The 16,662-nt window shown below is 54.1% G+C and carries 10 protein-coding genes; 6 read left to right on the forward strand and 4 right to left on the reverse strand.

From position 1 onward, the window contains the following. Positions 1 to 30 precede the first annotated feature (30 nt). Positions 31 to 1,116, forward strand: a complete 1,086-nt coding sequence (locus tag K6V98_RS08020; protein ID WP_306792860.1) for a winged helix DNA-binding protein — start codon at positions 31 to 33, stop codon at positions 1,114 to 1,116. A gap of 438 nt (positions 1,117 to 1,554) precedes the next feature. Here the strand turns inward: K6V98_RS08020 and K6V98_RS08025 are convergent, their stop codons facing one another. The 3 genes from K6V98_RS08025 to K6V98_RS08035 form a co-directional block, all read right to left on the reverse strand. Next, positions 1,555 to 4,209, reverse strand: coding sequence for a DEAD/DEAH box helicase (locus K6V98_RS08025; RefSeq protein ID WP_222200010.1), 2,655 nt, complete (start codon positions 4,207 to 4,209; stop codon positions 1,555 to 1,557). Between the two features lie 60 nt (positions 4,210 to 4,269). Continuing rightward, on the reverse strand, positions 4,270 to 5,109 hold the full coding sequence (gene trmB / locus K6V98_RS08030) for a tRNA (guanine(46)-N(7))-methyltransferase TrmB (RefSeq protein WP_222200011.1): 840 nt from the start codon (positions 5,107 to 5,109) through the stop codon (positions 4,270 to 4,272). A gap of 62 nt (positions 5,110 to 5,171) precedes the next feature. Beyond that, positions 5,172 to 6,059: a class I SAM-dependent methyltransferase gene (locus K6V98_RS08035; protein WP_222200012.1), complete on the reverse strand. Its 888-nt coding sequence runs from the start codon at positions 6,057 to 6,059 to the stop codon at positions 5,172 to 5,174. A gap of 287 nt (positions 6,060 to 6,346) precedes the next feature. Here K6V98_RS08035 and K6V98_RS08040 point away from each other — a divergent pair, with 287 nt between their 5' ends. After that, entirely contained in the window at positions 6,347 to 8,398 is a 2,052-nt protein-coding gene (locus K6V98_RS08040; protein ID WP_222200013.1) for an elongator complex protein 3, read from the forward strand. Beyond that, positions 8,391 to 9,323: a spermidine synthase gene (locus K6V98_RS08045; protein ID WP_222200014.1), complete on the forward strand. Its 933-nt coding sequence runs from the start codon at positions 8,391 to 8,393 to the stop codon at positions 9,321 to 9,323. Before K6V98_RS08040 ends, K6V98_RS08045 begins: the two co-directional genes overlap by 8 nt. Here K6V98_RS08045 and K6V98_RS08050 read toward each other — a convergent pair. Then, positions 9,266 to 11,821: a DEAD/DEAH box helicase gene (locus tag K6V98_RS08050; RefSeq protein ID WP_222200046.1), complete on the reverse strand. Its 2,556-nt coding sequence runs from the start codon at positions 11,819 to 11,821 to the stop codon at positions 9,266 to 9,268. The two genes, K6V98_RS08045 and K6V98_RS08050, sit on opposite strands and share 58 nt — an antisense overlap. Positions 11,822 to 11,950: 129 nt before the next feature. Here K6V98_RS08050 and K6V98_RS08055 point away from each other — a divergent pair, with 129 nt between their 5' ends. The 3 genes from K6V98_RS08055 to K6V98_RS08825 all read left to right on the forward strand — a co-directional run bounded on the left by K6V98_RS08055 (position 11,951) and on the right by K6V98_RS08825 (position 16,661). Next, positions 11,951 to 13,366, forward strand: coding sequence for a glutamate synthase-related protein (locus K6V98_RS08055; RefSeq protein WP_222200015.1), 1,416 nt, complete (start codon positions 11,951 to 11,953; stop codon positions 13,364 to 13,366). A 311-nt stretch (positions 13,367 to 13,677) separates the two neighbouring features. Continuing rightward, the gene (locus tag K6V98_RS08060; protein ID WP_222200016.1) at positions 13,678 to 14,199 is read left to right on the forward strand and encodes a Fur family transcriptional regulator; all 522 of its coding nucleotides are present in this window, start codon (positions 13,678 to 13,680) and stop codon (positions 14,197 to 14,199) included. 80 nt (positions 14,200 to 14,279) lie between these two features. Further along, entirely contained in the window at positions 14,280 to 16,661 is a 2,382-nt protein-coding gene (locus K6V98_RS08825; RefSeq protein ID WP_222200017.1) for an LTA synthase family protein, read from the forward strand. The last annotated feature ends 1 nt before the right edge of the window (position 16,662 follow it).

The raw sequence follows: 16,662 nt of genomic DNA on the forward strand, positions 1-16,662 counted from the left end.
GCTGGGATGCCCCGGGAGGGGATAGGTGGGATGACATGGATGATCATTGAAGTTCCCAGCAAGAAGCGCGGGAGCGCTTGGGTGAGCGCCGAGTTGGCGCAGAAGGAGGACGAGATGTCCGAGTATGAGAAAACATTGGTAGAGGGTAGCGAGTATGAGGAGGCACCTGCATCAGAAGGTGTGGTGGAGCAGTCCGATGCTGTGGCAGAGATTGAGGCGAGCACGGTGGTGGCTGGAGCCTCAGATGAGAAAGCTTCTTCAGATTTTCGCGAAGCAACAGATATCGAGCCACTACCTTCCCAGCAACAGTTGAATGATGAACTGATCAGCCGTATCAAGCGCGCAGAAAATCTTTTGTTCCGTCGTCGTATTGCGCTTGAGCGTGCTGCTGAGGAGCAGGCAGGTAGGGTCAATGAGTTGACTCGTGCAATTAAGCTTCTCGATTTAAAGCCCAAGATGGAGCAGAAGGAGATGGCTGATCTTTTGGGCATGCGCCTGCGTGAGCTGGATGCCCTACTTGCCCAGGCCGAGCAGGCAGATTTGGTGGGTCGTATCGAGCCTTCGGAGCCCGATATGCGAAAGGTTGTTGTTTTCGCATCTGAGGATGCCGAGGATCGCGCAAGCGAGATTGTTAAAAAAGATGAACCGCTGGTACCAGGTCTTTCCGCTGAGGATCTTCAAGCTTTGTTCGATCAGCTTGATAAGGTTGTAAATCCCCTTGTTGAGCTGGGTCTTGAAGAGGATCGCGGCCGAGGAGATCGGGATGATCGTCGCGGTGGTCGTGGTGGCCGCCGTGAGGATGGCGACCGTAGTCACGGCAAGTTCGGGGCACCTCGCATGGGCTTTGGCGGCTCGCGCGGTGGTCACTCAGATCGTGGCGGCCGTGGCGGCTTTGGTGGACGCAGCCGTGATGATCGCGGTGGACGCGGTGGCTTCGGCGGACGTGGCCGGGATGACCGTGGGAGCCGTGGTGGCTTTGGTGATCGTGATCGCGGAGGTCGTGGAGGCTTTGGCGGTCGGGGTCGCGATGATCGTGGCGGTCGCGGCGGCTTTGGCGGGCGCGGTCGTGATGACCGTGGCAGCCGTGGCGGTTTTGGTGGACGTGATCGTTACTAACTCGCGTCTCGCTCGCTCTGCATATAGATAGAGCCCTGTGGGTTCTGAATGAACCACCTCCCATTTCTTGGACATCGAGAAGTGGGAGGTTTTCCTATTCAGGTAGATCTCAGGGCAAGCACGGCATCCTGTTCAGGGCGGTAGCGATCGGGCTTTCCATGGTAGTTCGCGCGCATCGTTTGTGTTCTCACCTGCTCCTTACATGCGAGTTAGCCTCTGTAGGGTGCACGGTTGGAGACCTTACGATACCTGGTCAAACGGCTGGAGTTCGCGTGGGCAATGAGCGCTCGACAGTTGCTTTGCCGTCAATTCCACTGGCAGCTATGCTAGAATTATTTAACGCAGGCGATCGGCGGTTCGCTCGGGCAATGGGAGCCCGGTATGCTACCTCCATCGTCTGCTTTTGTGTGCCGTGTTCGGCCGGGCACGAAGCGCAGCTTAGTCTTCTAGCAGGCTTTCAATATCACCGACACGGTAGTTGGAAAAAACCACCCCGTCGCTTTCTTGGGTAGCCTTCAGATCAACATCTGCCATGATGCCAAAATCACGGTCGCCTTCCACATCAGCAAAAATTTGATGAACGTGCCAGATACCTTTCTGTTCATCTGATTCATCAAGAGAGAAAAACGCTGTACTTCGTGCATCTGCATCGAGCAGGAGTTCTTCGTGCTCAGCAAAAAAGCTATCCAGCACCGACCTCCACCGAGCGATGCCAAAGCCCCAGTCTCGATCAAGTTCTCCGAGTTCTTCAAGCCGTTTTTGCGCTGCGAGGCGTACGCGTAAAAACAGAGCATTGCGTACCAGCAGGGTCAGACCGCGCCTATCTTGTACCACGGCATCAGCTGTGGGAGGTGCGATGGTGTCTGCAGGAGTGCCCAGGCGCGCCCATTCATCTACCAAGCTGGAGTCAACAGATCGCACAACAAGGCCAAGCCACGAGACAATCTCTTCAAGCCGCTCAGTTCTTCGCTCAACTGGCACCGTACGATCTAGGGCGCGATAGGCCTCAGTGAGGTAGCGCAAAAGAATGCCTTCAGCCCGCTCAACTTTATACAGGGCTATATAGCTTTTAAAGTCGCAGCCCGTCTCGAGCATGTCGCGCAAGACACTTTTTGGAGAGAGCTGATAGTCCCCAGCCCAGGGGACCTGTTCACAATATGTTGCATAGGCAGCGGAAAGCTCTTCTTCCATGGGGCGGGGATAGTTTATCTCTTCTAGACGCTCTATGCGCTCCTCATACTCAATACCATCTGCCTTCATTTCAGCCATAGCGGCATTTTTAGCTCGTTTCTCTTGGGCGCGCAGGATCTGCCGTGGATCTTCAAGGGTTGCTTCCACAAAAGAAATGAGATCTAAATCATAGGATTCAGACTCAAGATCGAGGAGTTCTAAGGCGGCTAAGAGGAAGGGGGAGAGGGGCTGGTCGAGCGCAAAATCCTCTGGTAAGTCAATGGTGAGTGCATAGCTTGCCGGCTCAGGCGTAAGCGAGAAGGTCTCATGCTCATCCTCACCTTTAGAAGCCGCGCCGTCTAAAGGAGAGCCAGGTTCACACACCTCTGCAGCTTCTCGTACAACAACTCCGGCATCAATGAGGGTGGCAAAGATTTCTGCTGCACGAACCTTGAGGCGCGTCTTTTGCTCATCGGTTTGCAAGGAGCTATCAATAAGGGTGCAGATTCTGTTCCACGCATCTCCACCGCGCTCCACTAAGGACAAAACCATTGAGTGTGTAATACGTAAGCGCGGTTTGAGCGTTTCGGGCTCTGCTTCAATGAGGCGGGTGAAAGTCTGCTCATCCCAGCCTACAAAGCCCTCAGGCGCTCGTTTGCGCTTGAGCCTGCGAAGTTTTTTGGGATCACCGTCTGCCTTGAGCTCAGCCTTATAATTCTCAATTTCATACGCTGGTGCTTCAGCAATGACCATGCCTTCGGTATCAAAGCCCATACGTCCCGCGCGCCCGGCAATTTGGTGGAATTCACGGGAGCGTAGTCGACGTTGGCGATGCCCATCAAACTTGGTGAGCCCGGTGAGGAGAACCGTATGTATGGGCACATTAATACCGACGCCTAAGGTATCGGTGCCACAAATGACCGGGAGCAGTCCCTGCTGTGCGAGCTTTTCTACCAGTAAGCGATATCGTGGTAAGAGGCCAGCGTGGTGAAGACCTACTCCGACACCTAATAGATGCCGAAGGGTCTTGCCAAAGGCGGTAGTAAAGCGTTCGCCCTTCAGCGCATCTTTAATAGCCTCGCGCTGAGGCTTTTCTGATACTCCATAGCTTGCGAGCGCACGAGCGCTGGCAAGGGCAGCGTCTTGGGCAAAGTGCACGATATAAATTGGCGAGTCACCTTGGCGTAAGGCCAGCTCAACGGTGGCCTCAAGCCCGGTTTTCACATATTCAAATGAGAGTGGCACCGGTCGCGGTGCATCAATAACAAGCTCAACCTCTCGGTGCGTTTCGCGCGTAAGGGCAGCGGCAATGGCGGACATATCACCCAAGGTAGCGCTCATGAGCATGAATTGAGCATGGGGCAAGGTGAGGAGAGGAACCTGCCAAGCCCAGCCACGATCAGGATCAGAGAAGAAGTGGAACTCATCCATCGCAACCGTACCTACATCGGTTGCTTCACCTTCGCGCAATGCTTGGTTGGCGAGAATTTCTGCCGTACAACAAATTATGGGAGCACTTGAGTTGATCCGAGAATCTCCGGTGATCATGCCAACGTTTTCTCGGCCAAAGATCTCTGCGAGTGCAAAGAACTTCTCTGAAACCAAGGCTTTAATGGGCGCGGTGTAGTAGCCCCTCATGCCTGATGCCATGGCTATAAAAAGCTGACCAATGGCAACGAGTGACTTTCCGGATCCGGTTGGTGTTCCCAAAATAACATGGGTACCGGATGCGAGGGCAAAGAGCGCCTCTTCTTGATGTGGCCAGAGCTCAATTGCTCGAGCCTCTACCCAGGCGAGAAAGCGCCCATAGGCCGCTTCTGCACTCAGCCAGGGTTCATTGGCCGAACCATCCTCGTTTTCCCACCAACTAGGAGCGAGCTTACCAAGTGATCCATGTGCGAAGGGGTCTGTAATCTCTATCATGGTGGCTCCTGAGGATGAAGCGGCTAGGGTCGAGTGCTTTGCCTTCCTATCATAGCTATCTCAGTGGACAGACTCATGGGAGGCCTTGCGCCTTGCTGCTCGAGCGCGGCGATTTCGGAAGGTCTCTATTGCCCAGGACATACCATGAGGGATATAGGCACCCTCATAGAGGTCATCAGGTACATACTCAAAGAGGCTTTGAGGTACGGCGCGCGCCTGTTCAATGGCTGCCGGATCGGGTTCTTTTTCAGGACGGGCAAGCAGGCCAAGTACTCGAGCACCTTGGGCGACGAGCTTGCGCTCATATTCACTCGCAGGCAGCTCTGGTCGATCACGGCGCAGATCGCTTGAGACCCACTCAAGGCTCATACCTGTGCCCTTGAGTTGGGTCAAGGTAAAGTCAAACAGTGGCTGGCTATCGGTGCGCATCAAAAGCGCAGCCCCTGGTGCCAAGAGGCTGCGATACTCAAGAAGACGATCGATTTGTACGACGCGAAGATGTGCCTGCTTTTTACGCGGGAAGGGCGTGGGAAACGAGATGGTAATTGAAGAGAGCTCATCGTCGGCAAAAATCTGGCAGAGTTGATCTGCCCGTGCAGGAACAACGATTGCGTTGGCAAGCTTTGCCTCTGTGATTGCTTGTGCTGCGTAGGCGATACAGATCGGCTCTGAGTCCACACCAATATGCAGGGTGTGCGGAGCCTGCCGCGCAGCTTCAACGAGTTGGAGACCTTTCCCACATCCGAGGTCAAGATGGACATCTTGAAAGGGCGTGGCTCCCGCCTGAGCTGACGCTTGAGCCCAGATACCTCGCCAGGTATGCGGATGCGTTTCTATGGCACGGCTATAGCGCTCAAGCCGTTCTTCTAAAACAAAGTTCTTTGGTGTACGGGCGTGCACAGGGCGTCCTTCATGAATCGGGCTGAAAAGTAAGCAGGCGCGTGGTCATTGTACGCTACTGACTATGATCGCTTTTGAAGAACAAGGTAACGGTTCAGGTGTCCAGATTTTCCATCGGAAGAAAACCGCTCAAGCTCAACAAGGCCGTTGCCGAGCTCTTGCGTGAGCTGGTCAAGTTCTTCCTCACTCGTGTGATGGCAGTAGCGCCACGCGCCCTCAAGATCCATCCAGCCAAGGATATGATCGCCTGGCTCAAGGATTGCGTGTTCAAACCCGGGGAAGGGCGGTGCGGCGTGCGTTTGTGCTTGGGCAGTTTTTGCTTTTGCCGCCAGCCGCTCATCATCCATAAACTGCCAAAATGAGATCAGAGCGATACCGCCTTCGCAAAGACTGTGCCCCAGTTCTCGTATGAGTGCGCCTCGCAATGCTCTCGTGGGGATATGGTGCATAAAGCCAAAGCAGACGGCGACATCATAGGTATCAGTCGGCAAACTAGAACTATCGTCCATGAGGTCTTTGAGGATGTCGCGGCGCTCGAGCTTCCACGTTGGTTGAGGTGGGGTTGCCGATAGCAGATCGGGGTTGTTATCAATGGCGTGGATCTTGAGCTGCATATCTGCAAGCTGAGCGCTTGCATACCGAGCAAAGCGAAGGTTGCCAGATGCGAGATCGAGGACGCGCAGGCACCTTGGCAGTACTGCACTGTTCTGCTCGCCATGCGGAGTCTGTTTGCGCACATCTTGCTCAATCGTATTTTGTGCGTGTGTGCGAATCAGTTCGACAACGCGCTTCCATCCCTCCCAAGGAACGCTCCGGGTTGCAGAAAATGTTGCGGCATGAGTTTGATAAAACCGCGTATTGAGATCGATGAGCTGCTGAGCGGTAGCGCGTGTCATCGTTTGTTGTGCGAGCACCGAGGGGTGAGTCTCACGATGATCTTCATAGTTCATGTACTTACGCCCTTTGCTTTCATGCCGGTTTTCTGACACTACCATGGCACTTCAGCCCCGGTTTTGCCACGTGCCGCCCAGAGTCCCAACCTAGCTTGCACCGAGCTCATCCCCAGTGCTTTGTGGCTTTGCTGCTGGCCATGTAGCTCATCAATGCGCTCATCTTTGGCTGCTGCCTGCTCATAGCATTACCGAAGCTCTTGTTTGCTCATACATGGTAGCTTCTTTCTCAGGGCTTCACGTTGTTTTCCAACCCGTACTGAGTTCCTAGGCTACAATTTGGATCTATGGATAGCATTATTTTGGAGATTGCCCGCGCTTTGCGCCAAGGGCTTGAGGTGGATGACCGCGAGCTGACCCGCATGATTCATGCGCGTCTGCGCAAAGACGGTGCCGACAAACGACGGTTTGCCAAGCGGCGTCTGCTGCCGTACTACCTTGGGGTGAAGCGCAACAATCCCGATCTTTGGAAGTCCTGGCAGATTGACCCTCAGACTGACCAGGGAATTATTTCTGTCTTGCGCATGAAGCCGCGAAGGACGGCCTCTGGTGTGGCAACGGTGACGGTCATCACAAAGCCCTGGCCATGCTCTGGCTCCTGTCTATTTTGCCCTAACGATATTCGTATGCCGAAGAGCTATGTGCACAACGAGCCTGCCTGTGCTCGAGCAGAGCTTTGCTATTTTGATCCGTACTTGCAGGTTGAAGCGCGTTTACGAACGCTCGAGCAGATGGGTCATCCCACCGATAAAGTTGAGCTCATTGTTCTCGGTGGAACGTGGACTGATTATCCGGAGTCCTATCGCCTGTGGTTTGCCTCTGAGCTATTTCGAGCGGTCAATGAGCGGGCGCGCGGGACAGGTGAGAGATCGGGTGCGCAGTCGTGCGGCCATACTCGTTCAGGTGAAGCGGCCCATGAAGTGTGTGCCACATCGCATGGATCTGCTGAGGATGCGCGCGTGGTAGATGCCTTTGCTGGGGATGGTTTTCAAGCGAGGGAAGCGGCGCGTGCAGGCTCAGATACATCTCAATCGATCACCCAGAACTCCCAGGCGCATAAAGGCTCAACTCAACTCCCTAGCGACGCAGATGCGCGACGCGCATGGTATGCCCAGGCAGGGTTTCAGCAGCAGGCACTTGATACCGATCCTGAGCTTTTTGAGCTCCAAGCCCTCGTAGATGAGGGAATGATTGACTATAACCATGCGGTGCGCAAGCTCTACGGTAGTCGTGCACTCGATCGGGCGCTTGAGCACTATCAGACGGGTAGCTGGGAAGAGCTTGAACGCCTCCAAAAAGAAAATGAGCAGGCACCTCGGCGAGTAGTTGGTTTGGTGGTCGAAACGCGTCCAGACGCAATTTCGGCGCGTTCCTTGGCCGATATGCGCCGCCTTGGGTGCACTAAGGTGCAAATGGGTGTGCAAAGCCTTGACCAGGCAGTGCTTGATGCATCGGGGAGAGGAATTGAGATCGCTCGTATTCAGCAGGCGTTCTCGCTCCTTCGTCTTTTTGGATTTAAAATCCATGTGCACCAGATGCTGAATCTTCCTGGTTCAAATCCTGATCGTGATCGGCGAGCCTACGAGCAGCTCGTGAGCAACCCGAGCTTTTTACCTGATGAGATTAAGCTCTATCCCTGTGTGCTTATCGGTAGTGCGCGTCTGCGTACGGCCTTTGAAGATGGAAGCTGGCAGCCGTATCCAGAAGATGAGCTGATCAGGCTTTTGGCAGATATGATTTTGGATACACCGCCGTATTGTCGGATTTCTCGTATGATCCGTGATTTCTCATCTGAAGATATTGAAGCAGGGAGCAAAAAGCCCAATTTGCGCCAGCTTGTAGAGGAACAGCTGCGCACATCACATGTTGCAGACGAGGTGCAAGAGATTCGCTTTCGCGAAGTAGGCACGGCAGAAGTTGAGGCTCAAGATCTTACCCTCTGCGATGTTGCGTATGAAACAACGGTGGCACATGAGCACTTTCTTGAGTGGCGTGCGCCGGATGGCAAAATTGCTGGTTTTTTGCGGCTCTCGCTGCCGCGCGAGGAGGCGCTCAAAACGCTGGGTGTTGAGCGGTATCTGCGCGCTGGTGAGGCTATGATTCGCGAGGTTCATATTTATGGACGGGTCGCCCGTTTGGGAGAAGATGGCCAGGCCGCTCAGCATCTCGGCCTTGGGCGGGCGCTCATCAGAGAGGCTCAAGATCTGGCGGCTCGCGCTGGTTTTCATGCTATCAAGGTGATTTCAGCGGTGGGCACCCGTGGCTACTATCGAAGTCTTGGTTTTGAAGATGCGGGACTGTATCAACGATGCGAAATTGAGGTGAGGCCTCATGGATAAAGGCATGAAAGGCGCGATTGCTGCTGGTGTGGTGGCAGCAGGAACGCTCATTGGAGCTGCAGCCATTTCTCTCGCGCGGCGGCATACCTTACAGGTTGTGCGCATGAGTTCAGGGTCTGCTCGGGTTCATATGGTGGAGTCAGAAGATGGATGCCGGGCTCGAGTCTTAAGCCAGGGAGGCGTGTTTCAAAGCGCTACGTATCTCGATGAGCGGCGATTTGATCCGGTCTTTGCGTATATCAAAGGTTTTGATGCGTGCTTGGTGGCTCGTCCTCAAGAAGAGCCATTTCGCGTGCTTGTGGTAGGAGGCGGCGGGTTTTCTTACCCCAAGCATCTGTTGAGTACACAAGCTCCCGTTGCACTTGATGTGATTGAGCCCGAGCCAGCTATTATTCGTGCAGCCAGGAGCTGGTTTTTCTTAGATGAGTTGGAGCGAACGCTTACGGATGAGAGCCAGGCTGAGAAAAACTCGCTCAGGATTTTTGCCGAAGAAGGACGAGCGCTCTTAGAGCGCGGGTGTGCCCAGGTGTTTTCTTCCACAGTCTCTTCTGAGCAGGAGGTGTGTTTGCCGCACTACCACGCCATCATCGTTGATGCTTTTGCGGGGGCTCAACCGGTAGCTGATCTTCATACTGTAGAGGGTGTGCAGGTGCTTGCAAGCTACCTTGAGCCGGGCGGCGTACACTTTACGAATGTAGCCCTCAGCCAGGGCGGCGATTACACCTTCTTGCGCAACCTCGTGTCCACGATGCGAGAGGTGTACAAGTATGTGCATGTCATTGCTGCCTCTGATCCAGTCTGGTCGGATACCGAAAACTATATTGTGGCTGCCTCAAATACCGCCTATGCCTTTGATCATGAGGTTGCTTATGATGACGAGTTTTTAGGAACTTCCATGTACGATGGAGATGCGGGAGGTAAGTAGGCGGGTGTCGAGCCATCTCCAAACTCCTGAGCCCAGCTTTGCACGCGAGCAAGCATGCCTTCAACGTCGAGGACGCCAAGCGCAAATCCCTTGCGTACGAGTGCATCGGGAATAAACGAGTCGTATTTTTCAAAACGGGGCACTTCATTGGTATAGAGCAGATCTTGTGGATCGAGGCCGTTTTGGGCTTCTTTGCCAAGCACAGAAAAAAATGTTTCGGCATCAATGCTGGGCTTGAGGCGAAATTGCATGAAATAGGGACGTGAAGCGTCGAGCCCACGAAGCCCCAGGCGCTTCGCACAGCGAATCTTTAAAAAGCGCTCCAGCGCTAAAAAGGCATAGCTGCCAAGCCACGGTAGGAGCGCCCAGCTATCTTCTCCAAGATGTATGAGCGGACAAGCGCTGCGGCCAGTGATATGAGCTAACCTGGCCTCTTTTCGAGCGCTGGCAAGCCGTGCTCGAGCGTTGGTGAGCAGATACGGATAGGTCTCGGTTTCGGCTAGTGCTTGCTGCATGCGTTCGAGCACGCGCGTCTCAATACTGCCTGCACAGTTTCCAAAATAGGCAGGAACACGACCGGGAATTTGGGTGCAATGAACAACACGCCGCTCATAATCAAGTTCTTCTACGAGCCAGCACTTGCCAGCAATGGCTAAGCGCTCACCTACGGGAGGTGGGTTCACCACGGTGCCGAGCTCTATGCCCTCGCTTCTCACAGCGTACTCAATGTTTTCTTGAAAGACCGCAAAGAACTTATGCGAGTTAATTTGGCGCTCGCCCTGCAAGCCTACGATGAGGCCACCTGTTTCTGTGAGCTCTATCTGATCGGTGCGAATGAGGTGGTGTAGTAAAGCCCTCAGATCATTGGTGGTGATACGACGAAATGGCGTGAGCGTGAGGATGCGACTGGCAAGCTCGGCGGGTGTGAGCTCACCGGTAGCGGCGAGGGTGGACATGATTTGGTGGTAGAGCAGGCTATAGGGGAGCTTACGGTTGCTTGGCGGCTCAACATAGCGATCCTCAAGGTAGAGCTGGATGAGGGCGATTCCCTGCAGGAGTTTCCACGGGATGGTTTCAGGAAAGGTTGACCGGGGCTCTGAGGGTTCCTCTCGAATAATAAAATGCATCTCTGGGGGCGTGTCCCTGCGACCAGTGCGACCGAGGCGCTGTAAGAAGCCCGAAACGGTAAAGGGTGCATCGATCTGGAAGGTGCGCTCAAGGCGTCCGATATCAATGCCCAACTCAAGGGTGGCAGTGGTAACGGTGGTATCGGCTCGATCGTCCTCGCGCATGAGCTCTTCTGCAGACTCACGCAAGCTGGACGAAATATTTCCGTGGTGAATGAGGAAGCGGTCTGGCTCGCCAGCCGTTTGAGCAAGCGATCGAAGCATTGAGCAGACCCATTCTGCCTCTTCACGCGAGTTAGAAAAAACAAGACATTTTGACCCTGTACTACCCTCATAGATTGAAATAATTCCTGGGTCTGCGCCCTGAAACTCAGGATGGATTTGACTTGCGCGGTAGGGGCGAGTGGGAGAAAGGAGGCGGATGGTACTCCAGTGTGGATCCGGATCACGGTCTTTTGCGAGAAGGAGCTGCTCTAAGGATTCACTGCTTGGCTGAGGCACATCTTCAATTTCAAGAACTTCTACCGGGATGGGGGCTCGCACACCATCAAAGACAGAGGTGCTCGAAGCTGCGTGAGGCAAGTCGTTTTCCCTCACTCCGACCTGCTTACTGACAGCTTCGTATCTCCCTGCCGTCACCCGCGAGCTTACGCTTGCACCTGCTTGAGGGCCTGCCGTAAAGAAGTGCTCCAGAGTAAGCGACCAGCTGCGATTGGGCTCCGTAAACCGAGGAATGACGCAGGATCTCTGTGTGCCTGCAGCAAGAAGCTCGGCTGCTCGTTCAGGCTCTCCAAGCGTGGCAGAAAGCCCAATACGCCGAGGACAGGATCCACTCAAGCGCGCGAGCCGCTCAATCAAACAGAGGGTCTGGCTACCTCGATCTTGGCGAAGCAGTGAGTGAAGCTCATCGATCACAATAAAGCGTGTATCGTGAAAAAGAGCCGGTATGCTTGGTGTATGCCTCATAAGCAGGGCTTCAAGTGACTCAGGCGTGATTTGCAAAATTCCTGAGGGTTGCTTGAGCAGCCGACGTTTATGCGAGGCAGAAACATCTCCGTGCCAGCGCCATACCGGGATTCCCGCCGCTTCGGTAAGTTCATCGAGCCGTTGGAACTGATCGTTAATTAAGGCCTTGAGTGGTGCGATATAGAGGACATCTACGCTCGTGGCTGGGTCTTCCATCATGAGCGACAAGATAGGAAAAAACGCAGCCTCAGTTTTTCCCGATGCGGTGCCTGAGGTGAGCAAGACGTGGTCGTCAGTATCAAAAATGGCAGAGGCTGCGGCAGTTTGAATGCCGTGCAGCTCGTTCCAACCATGGTTAAAAATAAACTCCTGGATAAAGGGGGCATATCTGCTAAAGGTATCCATGCGCACTTCATTTCCACTATCGAACATGCGTTCTATCATAGCACGATCTCTCTCACCAAACGATGAGCCATTGCAGGAATGGTGCTGCCTGTTACACTATTAGTACACTGTCTTAATAGAGGGGAGTCTATGATGGCAAGGTATCGGTGCCCGTTGTGTGGGTGGATCTATGATGAGGCTACGGAAGGCTCAGTTACAGATGAGTCGGTCTGCCTTATGTGTGGTACGCCGCTTTCAGAGTTCATCTTAGTAGAGGATGAGGATTCAAGATCGGAATCAGCAGCGGCAAGTTCGGGCGCTTCATCTGAAGGTGAAGAAAACCCGCTTGCGGTGCCGGCGAATCTGAGACGAGATGCTTCATCGATTCGTCATTTTGATGCCATTCGTGAGATGGCTCTGAGCGGTAAGGTGCCCGATGGCGCGATGGCAACCGATCTGCCGCTGCCCGCTTGGGAAGATATTCTTGTCTTAGGGGCGCAACTTGACCCGATGCCGCTTGCTGAGGGCTCCGATGTTGATCTGAGATGTGTGATCGGTCCAAAGTGCGCTCGTCCGCTTGTGCTGGAAGGCCCTGCCTTTGTGTCGCATATGTCATTTGGTGCCTTGTCCGCAGAGGCAAAAGAGGCCCTCGCTCGTGGTGCCACTGCTGCAGGTACTGCTATGTGCTCAGGAGAGGGAGGCATCTTGCCAGCAGAGCGTGAAGCCTCTGATCGGTATATCTTCGAGATTGCCCCATTGCGCTATTCGGTAACCGATGAAAATCTCCGTGCAGCAGGTGCCATTGAAATTAAGATTGGCCAGGGAACTAAGCCTGGTATGGGTGGGCATCTGCCAGGCAGTAAGGTGACTGAAGAAATCGCTCGCATTCGCGGCCGAAAGCCCGGTGAAGATATTATTTCTCCTTCAACCCTTCCGGGTGTAGAGAATGCCGATGATTTGCGCGCACTGGTGGATGAGATGCGCGAGCGCAGCCTTGGCGCTCCGGTAGGTATCAAGTTGGCGGCAGGTCATATTGAGCGCGATATTGATATGGCTGTCATTGCGGGAGCAGACTTTATTACGATCGACGGCAGGGGAGGAGCGACTGGAGCTTCCCCGGTGATGCTTCGCGATGCCGCTTCGGTTCCTACGATGTATGCGCTTGTTCGGGCGCGTCGCCGCCTTGATGAGCTTGAGTCAGATGCAGGCTTGATCATTACTGGTGGCTTGCGTGTGGCCTCAGATATTGTAAAGGCGCTTGCCTTAGGTGCCGATGCCGTAGCGCTGGCTACCGCATCCCTGATGGCTTTGGGCTGCCAGCAGTATCGAATCTGCGGCTCAGGCATGTGCCCCATGGGTATTGCAACCCAAGATGAAGAGCTGCGTGCTCGCTTGAATTGGGATCATGCTGCTCAGCGTGTGGAGAACTTCTACCGTGCAACCTTTGAGGACATTGCAATGTTTTGCCGCATTATGGGTCATAGCTCAATTCGTGATTTTTCACCTGCTGATCTGGTGAGTGCCAATGCTGAAATGGCAGAGCGTTTAGGAATTGCTCGAGCCTAAGGCAAGGGGTTCGCACGTTTCGTATCTGATCCCTTCGGCTTGTGTATGGCACGTCAGGTTTTGCTTCTGATGGGGCTTGCCATCCTCAGCGCTCTGTATACAGAGGTGCTTTGGTTGTACTCAGACAGATTGGCGATCAAGGTGTTCGGCGTCCGTAGCCTGTTTTCACGTGCTTCTTTTGTGCGTCTTGGACGGGGTGCGGACGTCGTGCCATACTTCAAGGTTATCCACGGGATACTGCATCAAAACAAACGCTTGGTTTGTAGTGGTTTGCGTATCTGTTCGGAGCAGTTACTGGTAAAGGAGGTGCCATGACACGCAGGACATATGATACCTGGCAGCGCAAGTCTATCCTGTCTGTCATGGTCTCGCGAGCCGATGCCTACCTTACGGTTGATGAGGTGCTTTCGCTCTTAAAAGAGCAGGATATCCAGGTTGGCCGTACGACGGTCTACCGAACCCTTGAGCGCCTTGTTGACGAGGGGCGTATGCTCAAAGTTGCCGATGTTCGTGGTGGAGCCGCTCAGTATCGCTCAGCTGCCCCAGAGTTTGATGCAACCCAAGGCCAGCTTCGCTGTGAGCGTTGTGGCCGGGTGCTTACGTTGTCGTGCTCTATGCTCGAGAGTTTTGCTGGTCATATCTTAGATGAGCATGGCTTTGAGGTAGATAGAAGTAAAACGGTACTCTATGGCATTTGTGGAGCCTGCGCTGCAGCAGCATGCGGTGTTCCTGAAGATGCAACACCGTCTGCGTCGGCTCGAGCGGCTGCCCATCATAGGTGTTTGGGGCAATGTGTAGGACATGATTTGTCCGAGGAGTCCTGCCGTGCGTAAGAATCAGGTATACCTCGCACCCGCAGCCCTTCTGAGGTCACTGCTCTGTTCGTAGAGATCCTGATTGCGAGGTCGAAACGGTGAATCTAGCATTCGTTTGCTTCTGGGCTGCTGCTTTGGCTCCGGCCGTCTTTTGTTTTAGCAGCCATCATTCACGTCATGAGAATCTGTCTCGCGAGAGTCGTATTGCACCCTCGCGTATAGCTTGGTCAGCCCTTTTGAGTGTCATGTCGCTTGGTCTTGCTGTCTTAGCGGGTGTTGGCATGGTTGAGTCTGAGCCCGTCTCGGCTCTTGTGAGCGCACTCGTACTTGCCGCTGTATCAGTTCTTGCTTTAATACCTCAGACGGTAGTAGCTCGCTTTTCTTTGAGTTCATCTCATCCGGCGCTCACGGGCTTCATCCTTTGTATGCTTGCTGCCGCATGTGGCGTGCTTGCCCTTGAGCTTCCCTCAAACCATGAGATTTGGTCGATGTATCTGCCACATCTTTTGCTAGAGTTCGGACTGGTAGCGGCAGCGCTTTTATTTTTAGTAAGCGCGTGTCGCGGGCACGGGCTGCCAGCGGCTCTCGCACTTTTGGTATTGGCAGGAGTTGGTCTGGCTCAGTTTTTTGTGATCACCTTCAAGTCGATGCCAATTCAGCCCGGCGATGTACTGGCGCTCTCTACAGCAGCCACCGTGGCGGGTAGCTATCACTATGTGTTGAGCCCCTTTTGCCTGTATGGCATTGCCTCTGCTGCAGTGGCAATCACGCTGCTCTCGTTCATACATCCCTTGGCTCAGCTGAGCCCGGTTGCCGCTTCGCAATCAGGTGTAGATGCAGAGGCGGACTCTTGGGAGTCGCAGTACTCCTCTGGCAGCTTGCAGGATGAGCCGACGGCTGCTGTTGCACCTTCGAGCACCCAGGAGAGCGAAGCACAGACTGCACATGCGGAAGCTCATCTGCATATCTCGGATGCCGCATCAAACACCGATGATCAGGATCGCTCAAAACCAGCTTCTGGACTTTTGCGCACACCACTTCCTCGTCGTACCTGGCTCGCTGCAGGTGCGCTTCTAGCAGCCCAACCCTTCATTAGCTATCGTGATCGCTTGGGTGTTGGCTTGCGCGCGTGGATGCCACTAGATAGCTATTATCGACAGGGCTTTCTGCCGACCTTTATCTCGAGCGCTCAGCGCTTGGTACCCGCCAAACCAGCTGGCTATCGCCGAAGGTCAGCTGAAGATCTTCTTGAGCGCTATGCTCGCGTATACGATGAAAGCCCGGCACTCGGAGCTCACCCGGCTCGTGCTCGTGCAGCGACGCGCTTCCAAGAGCTTAAGCCTTCAGTGATCTGCATTATGAACGAGTCCTTCGCTGACCTTTCGATCTTTGATGGCCTGCGCTGCGGATATACGGGTCCGAAGCGCTTTCTTGATCTGCCTGATGCGCTCATGTCTGGCGTGAGCTATATGAGTGCCTTTGGTGCTGGTACCTGCAATAGTGAGTTTGAGTTCCTCACGGGCAATACCATGGCATTTTTGGGAGCGGGTTCGTATCCGTATCTCAACTACAATCTCGCACCGGTTGAAAATCTTGCTCGTCACTTTAAGAATCAGGGCTATCGCACGGTTGCGATGCATCCCAATCATGGGAGCAATTGGAACCGGGTCAATGTCTTTGAAGACCTCGGCTTTGATTCATTCTTGACCATTAAAGATTTTCCCGGAGCTCCTGAGCTGTGTCATAAGGTGACCGATGCAGCTACCTACGATGCCTGCCTCCGCGAGCTGGAGACCTCAAAGGATCCAGTCTTTATTCACGACGTAACCATGGAGGGGCACGCCGGCTACGACACAGGCCTCGTTCCTCCAGAGCAGCGCGTGAACATTCGGCCGCAGGGCGTCGATTTTGACCATGTAACCTGGGCAGATGAGTATCTCGCTTTAAATGAAGATTCTGATAAAGCACTCGATTCGCTACTCGCTCGCCTGAAGCTGATGGAGCGCCCGGTAGTAGTGGTTATGTATGGGGATCATCAGCCCTTCTTTACTGATGCTATGAATGACGCATATTTCCCCGGTGAGGATCCGGCAGTTCATGTGGAGCGCCTGTATCAAACGCGTTATCTTGTATGGGCAAATTTTGATTTGGAAGAAGCAGGTTTGCCCGAGTATCCGCGCGATCTCGATCTTGATATTAGTTCGCTCGGAGCCATGCTCATGCATCGAATTGGCGCTCCGATGAGCGAGTATCAAAAGGCACGTCTTGCCCTGCGCGCTGAGCTGCCCGTTATCAATGTGGTGGGTCGCCAGGATGCCGATGGAACATGGCGATTGCCTGAGCAGGCTGGATCTTCAGATGATGCACGACAAGACTATGAGTTCATGCAGCATCGAATCCTTTTTGATCATGGCGGTAAGGTACTAGCAACCCGGCATCAGGCTGAGGCAAATCGCTTGGAAACGCACGAGGGCGCTTAAA

It is taken from the genome of Collinsella ureilytica, assembly GCF_019795105.1.
GTDB classification, from domain to species: domain Bacteria; phylum Actinomycetota; class Coriobacteriia; order Coriobacteriales; family Coriobacteriaceae; genus Collinsella; species Collinsella ureilytica.

Coding starts and splice junctions, on each gene's coding strand:
- K6V98_RS08020 (WP_306792860.1), top strand. CDS start 31: ATGACATGGATGATCATTGAAGTTCCCAGCAAGAAGCGCGGGAGCGCT.
- K6V98_RS08025 (WP_222200010.1), bottom strand. CDS start 4,209: ATGATAGAGATTACAGACCCCTTCGCACATGGATCACTTGGTAAGCTC.
- K6V98_RS08035 (WP_222200012.1), bottom strand. CDS start 6,059: ATGAACTATGAAGATCATCGTGAGACTCACCCCTCGGTGCTCGCACAA.
- K6V98_RS08040 (WP_222200013.1), top strand. CDS start 6,347: ATGGATAGCATTATTTTGGAGATTGCCCGCGCTTTGCGCCAAGGGCTT.
- K6V98_RS08045 (WP_222200014.1), top strand. CDS start 8,391: ATGGATAAAGGCATGAAAGGCGCGATTGCTGCTGGTGTGGTGGCAGCA.
- K6V98_RS08050 (WP_222200046.1), bottom strand. CDS start 11,821: ATGGATACCTTTAGCAGATATGCCCCCTTTATCCAGGAGTTTATTTTT.
- K6V98_RS08055 (WP_222200015.1), top strand. CDS start 11,951: ATGATGGCAAGGTATCGGTGCCCGTTGTGTGGGTGGATCTATGATGAG.
- K6V98_RS08060 (WP_222200016.1), top strand. CDS start 13,678: ATGACACGCAGGACATATGATACCTGGCAGCGCAAGTCTATCCTGTCT.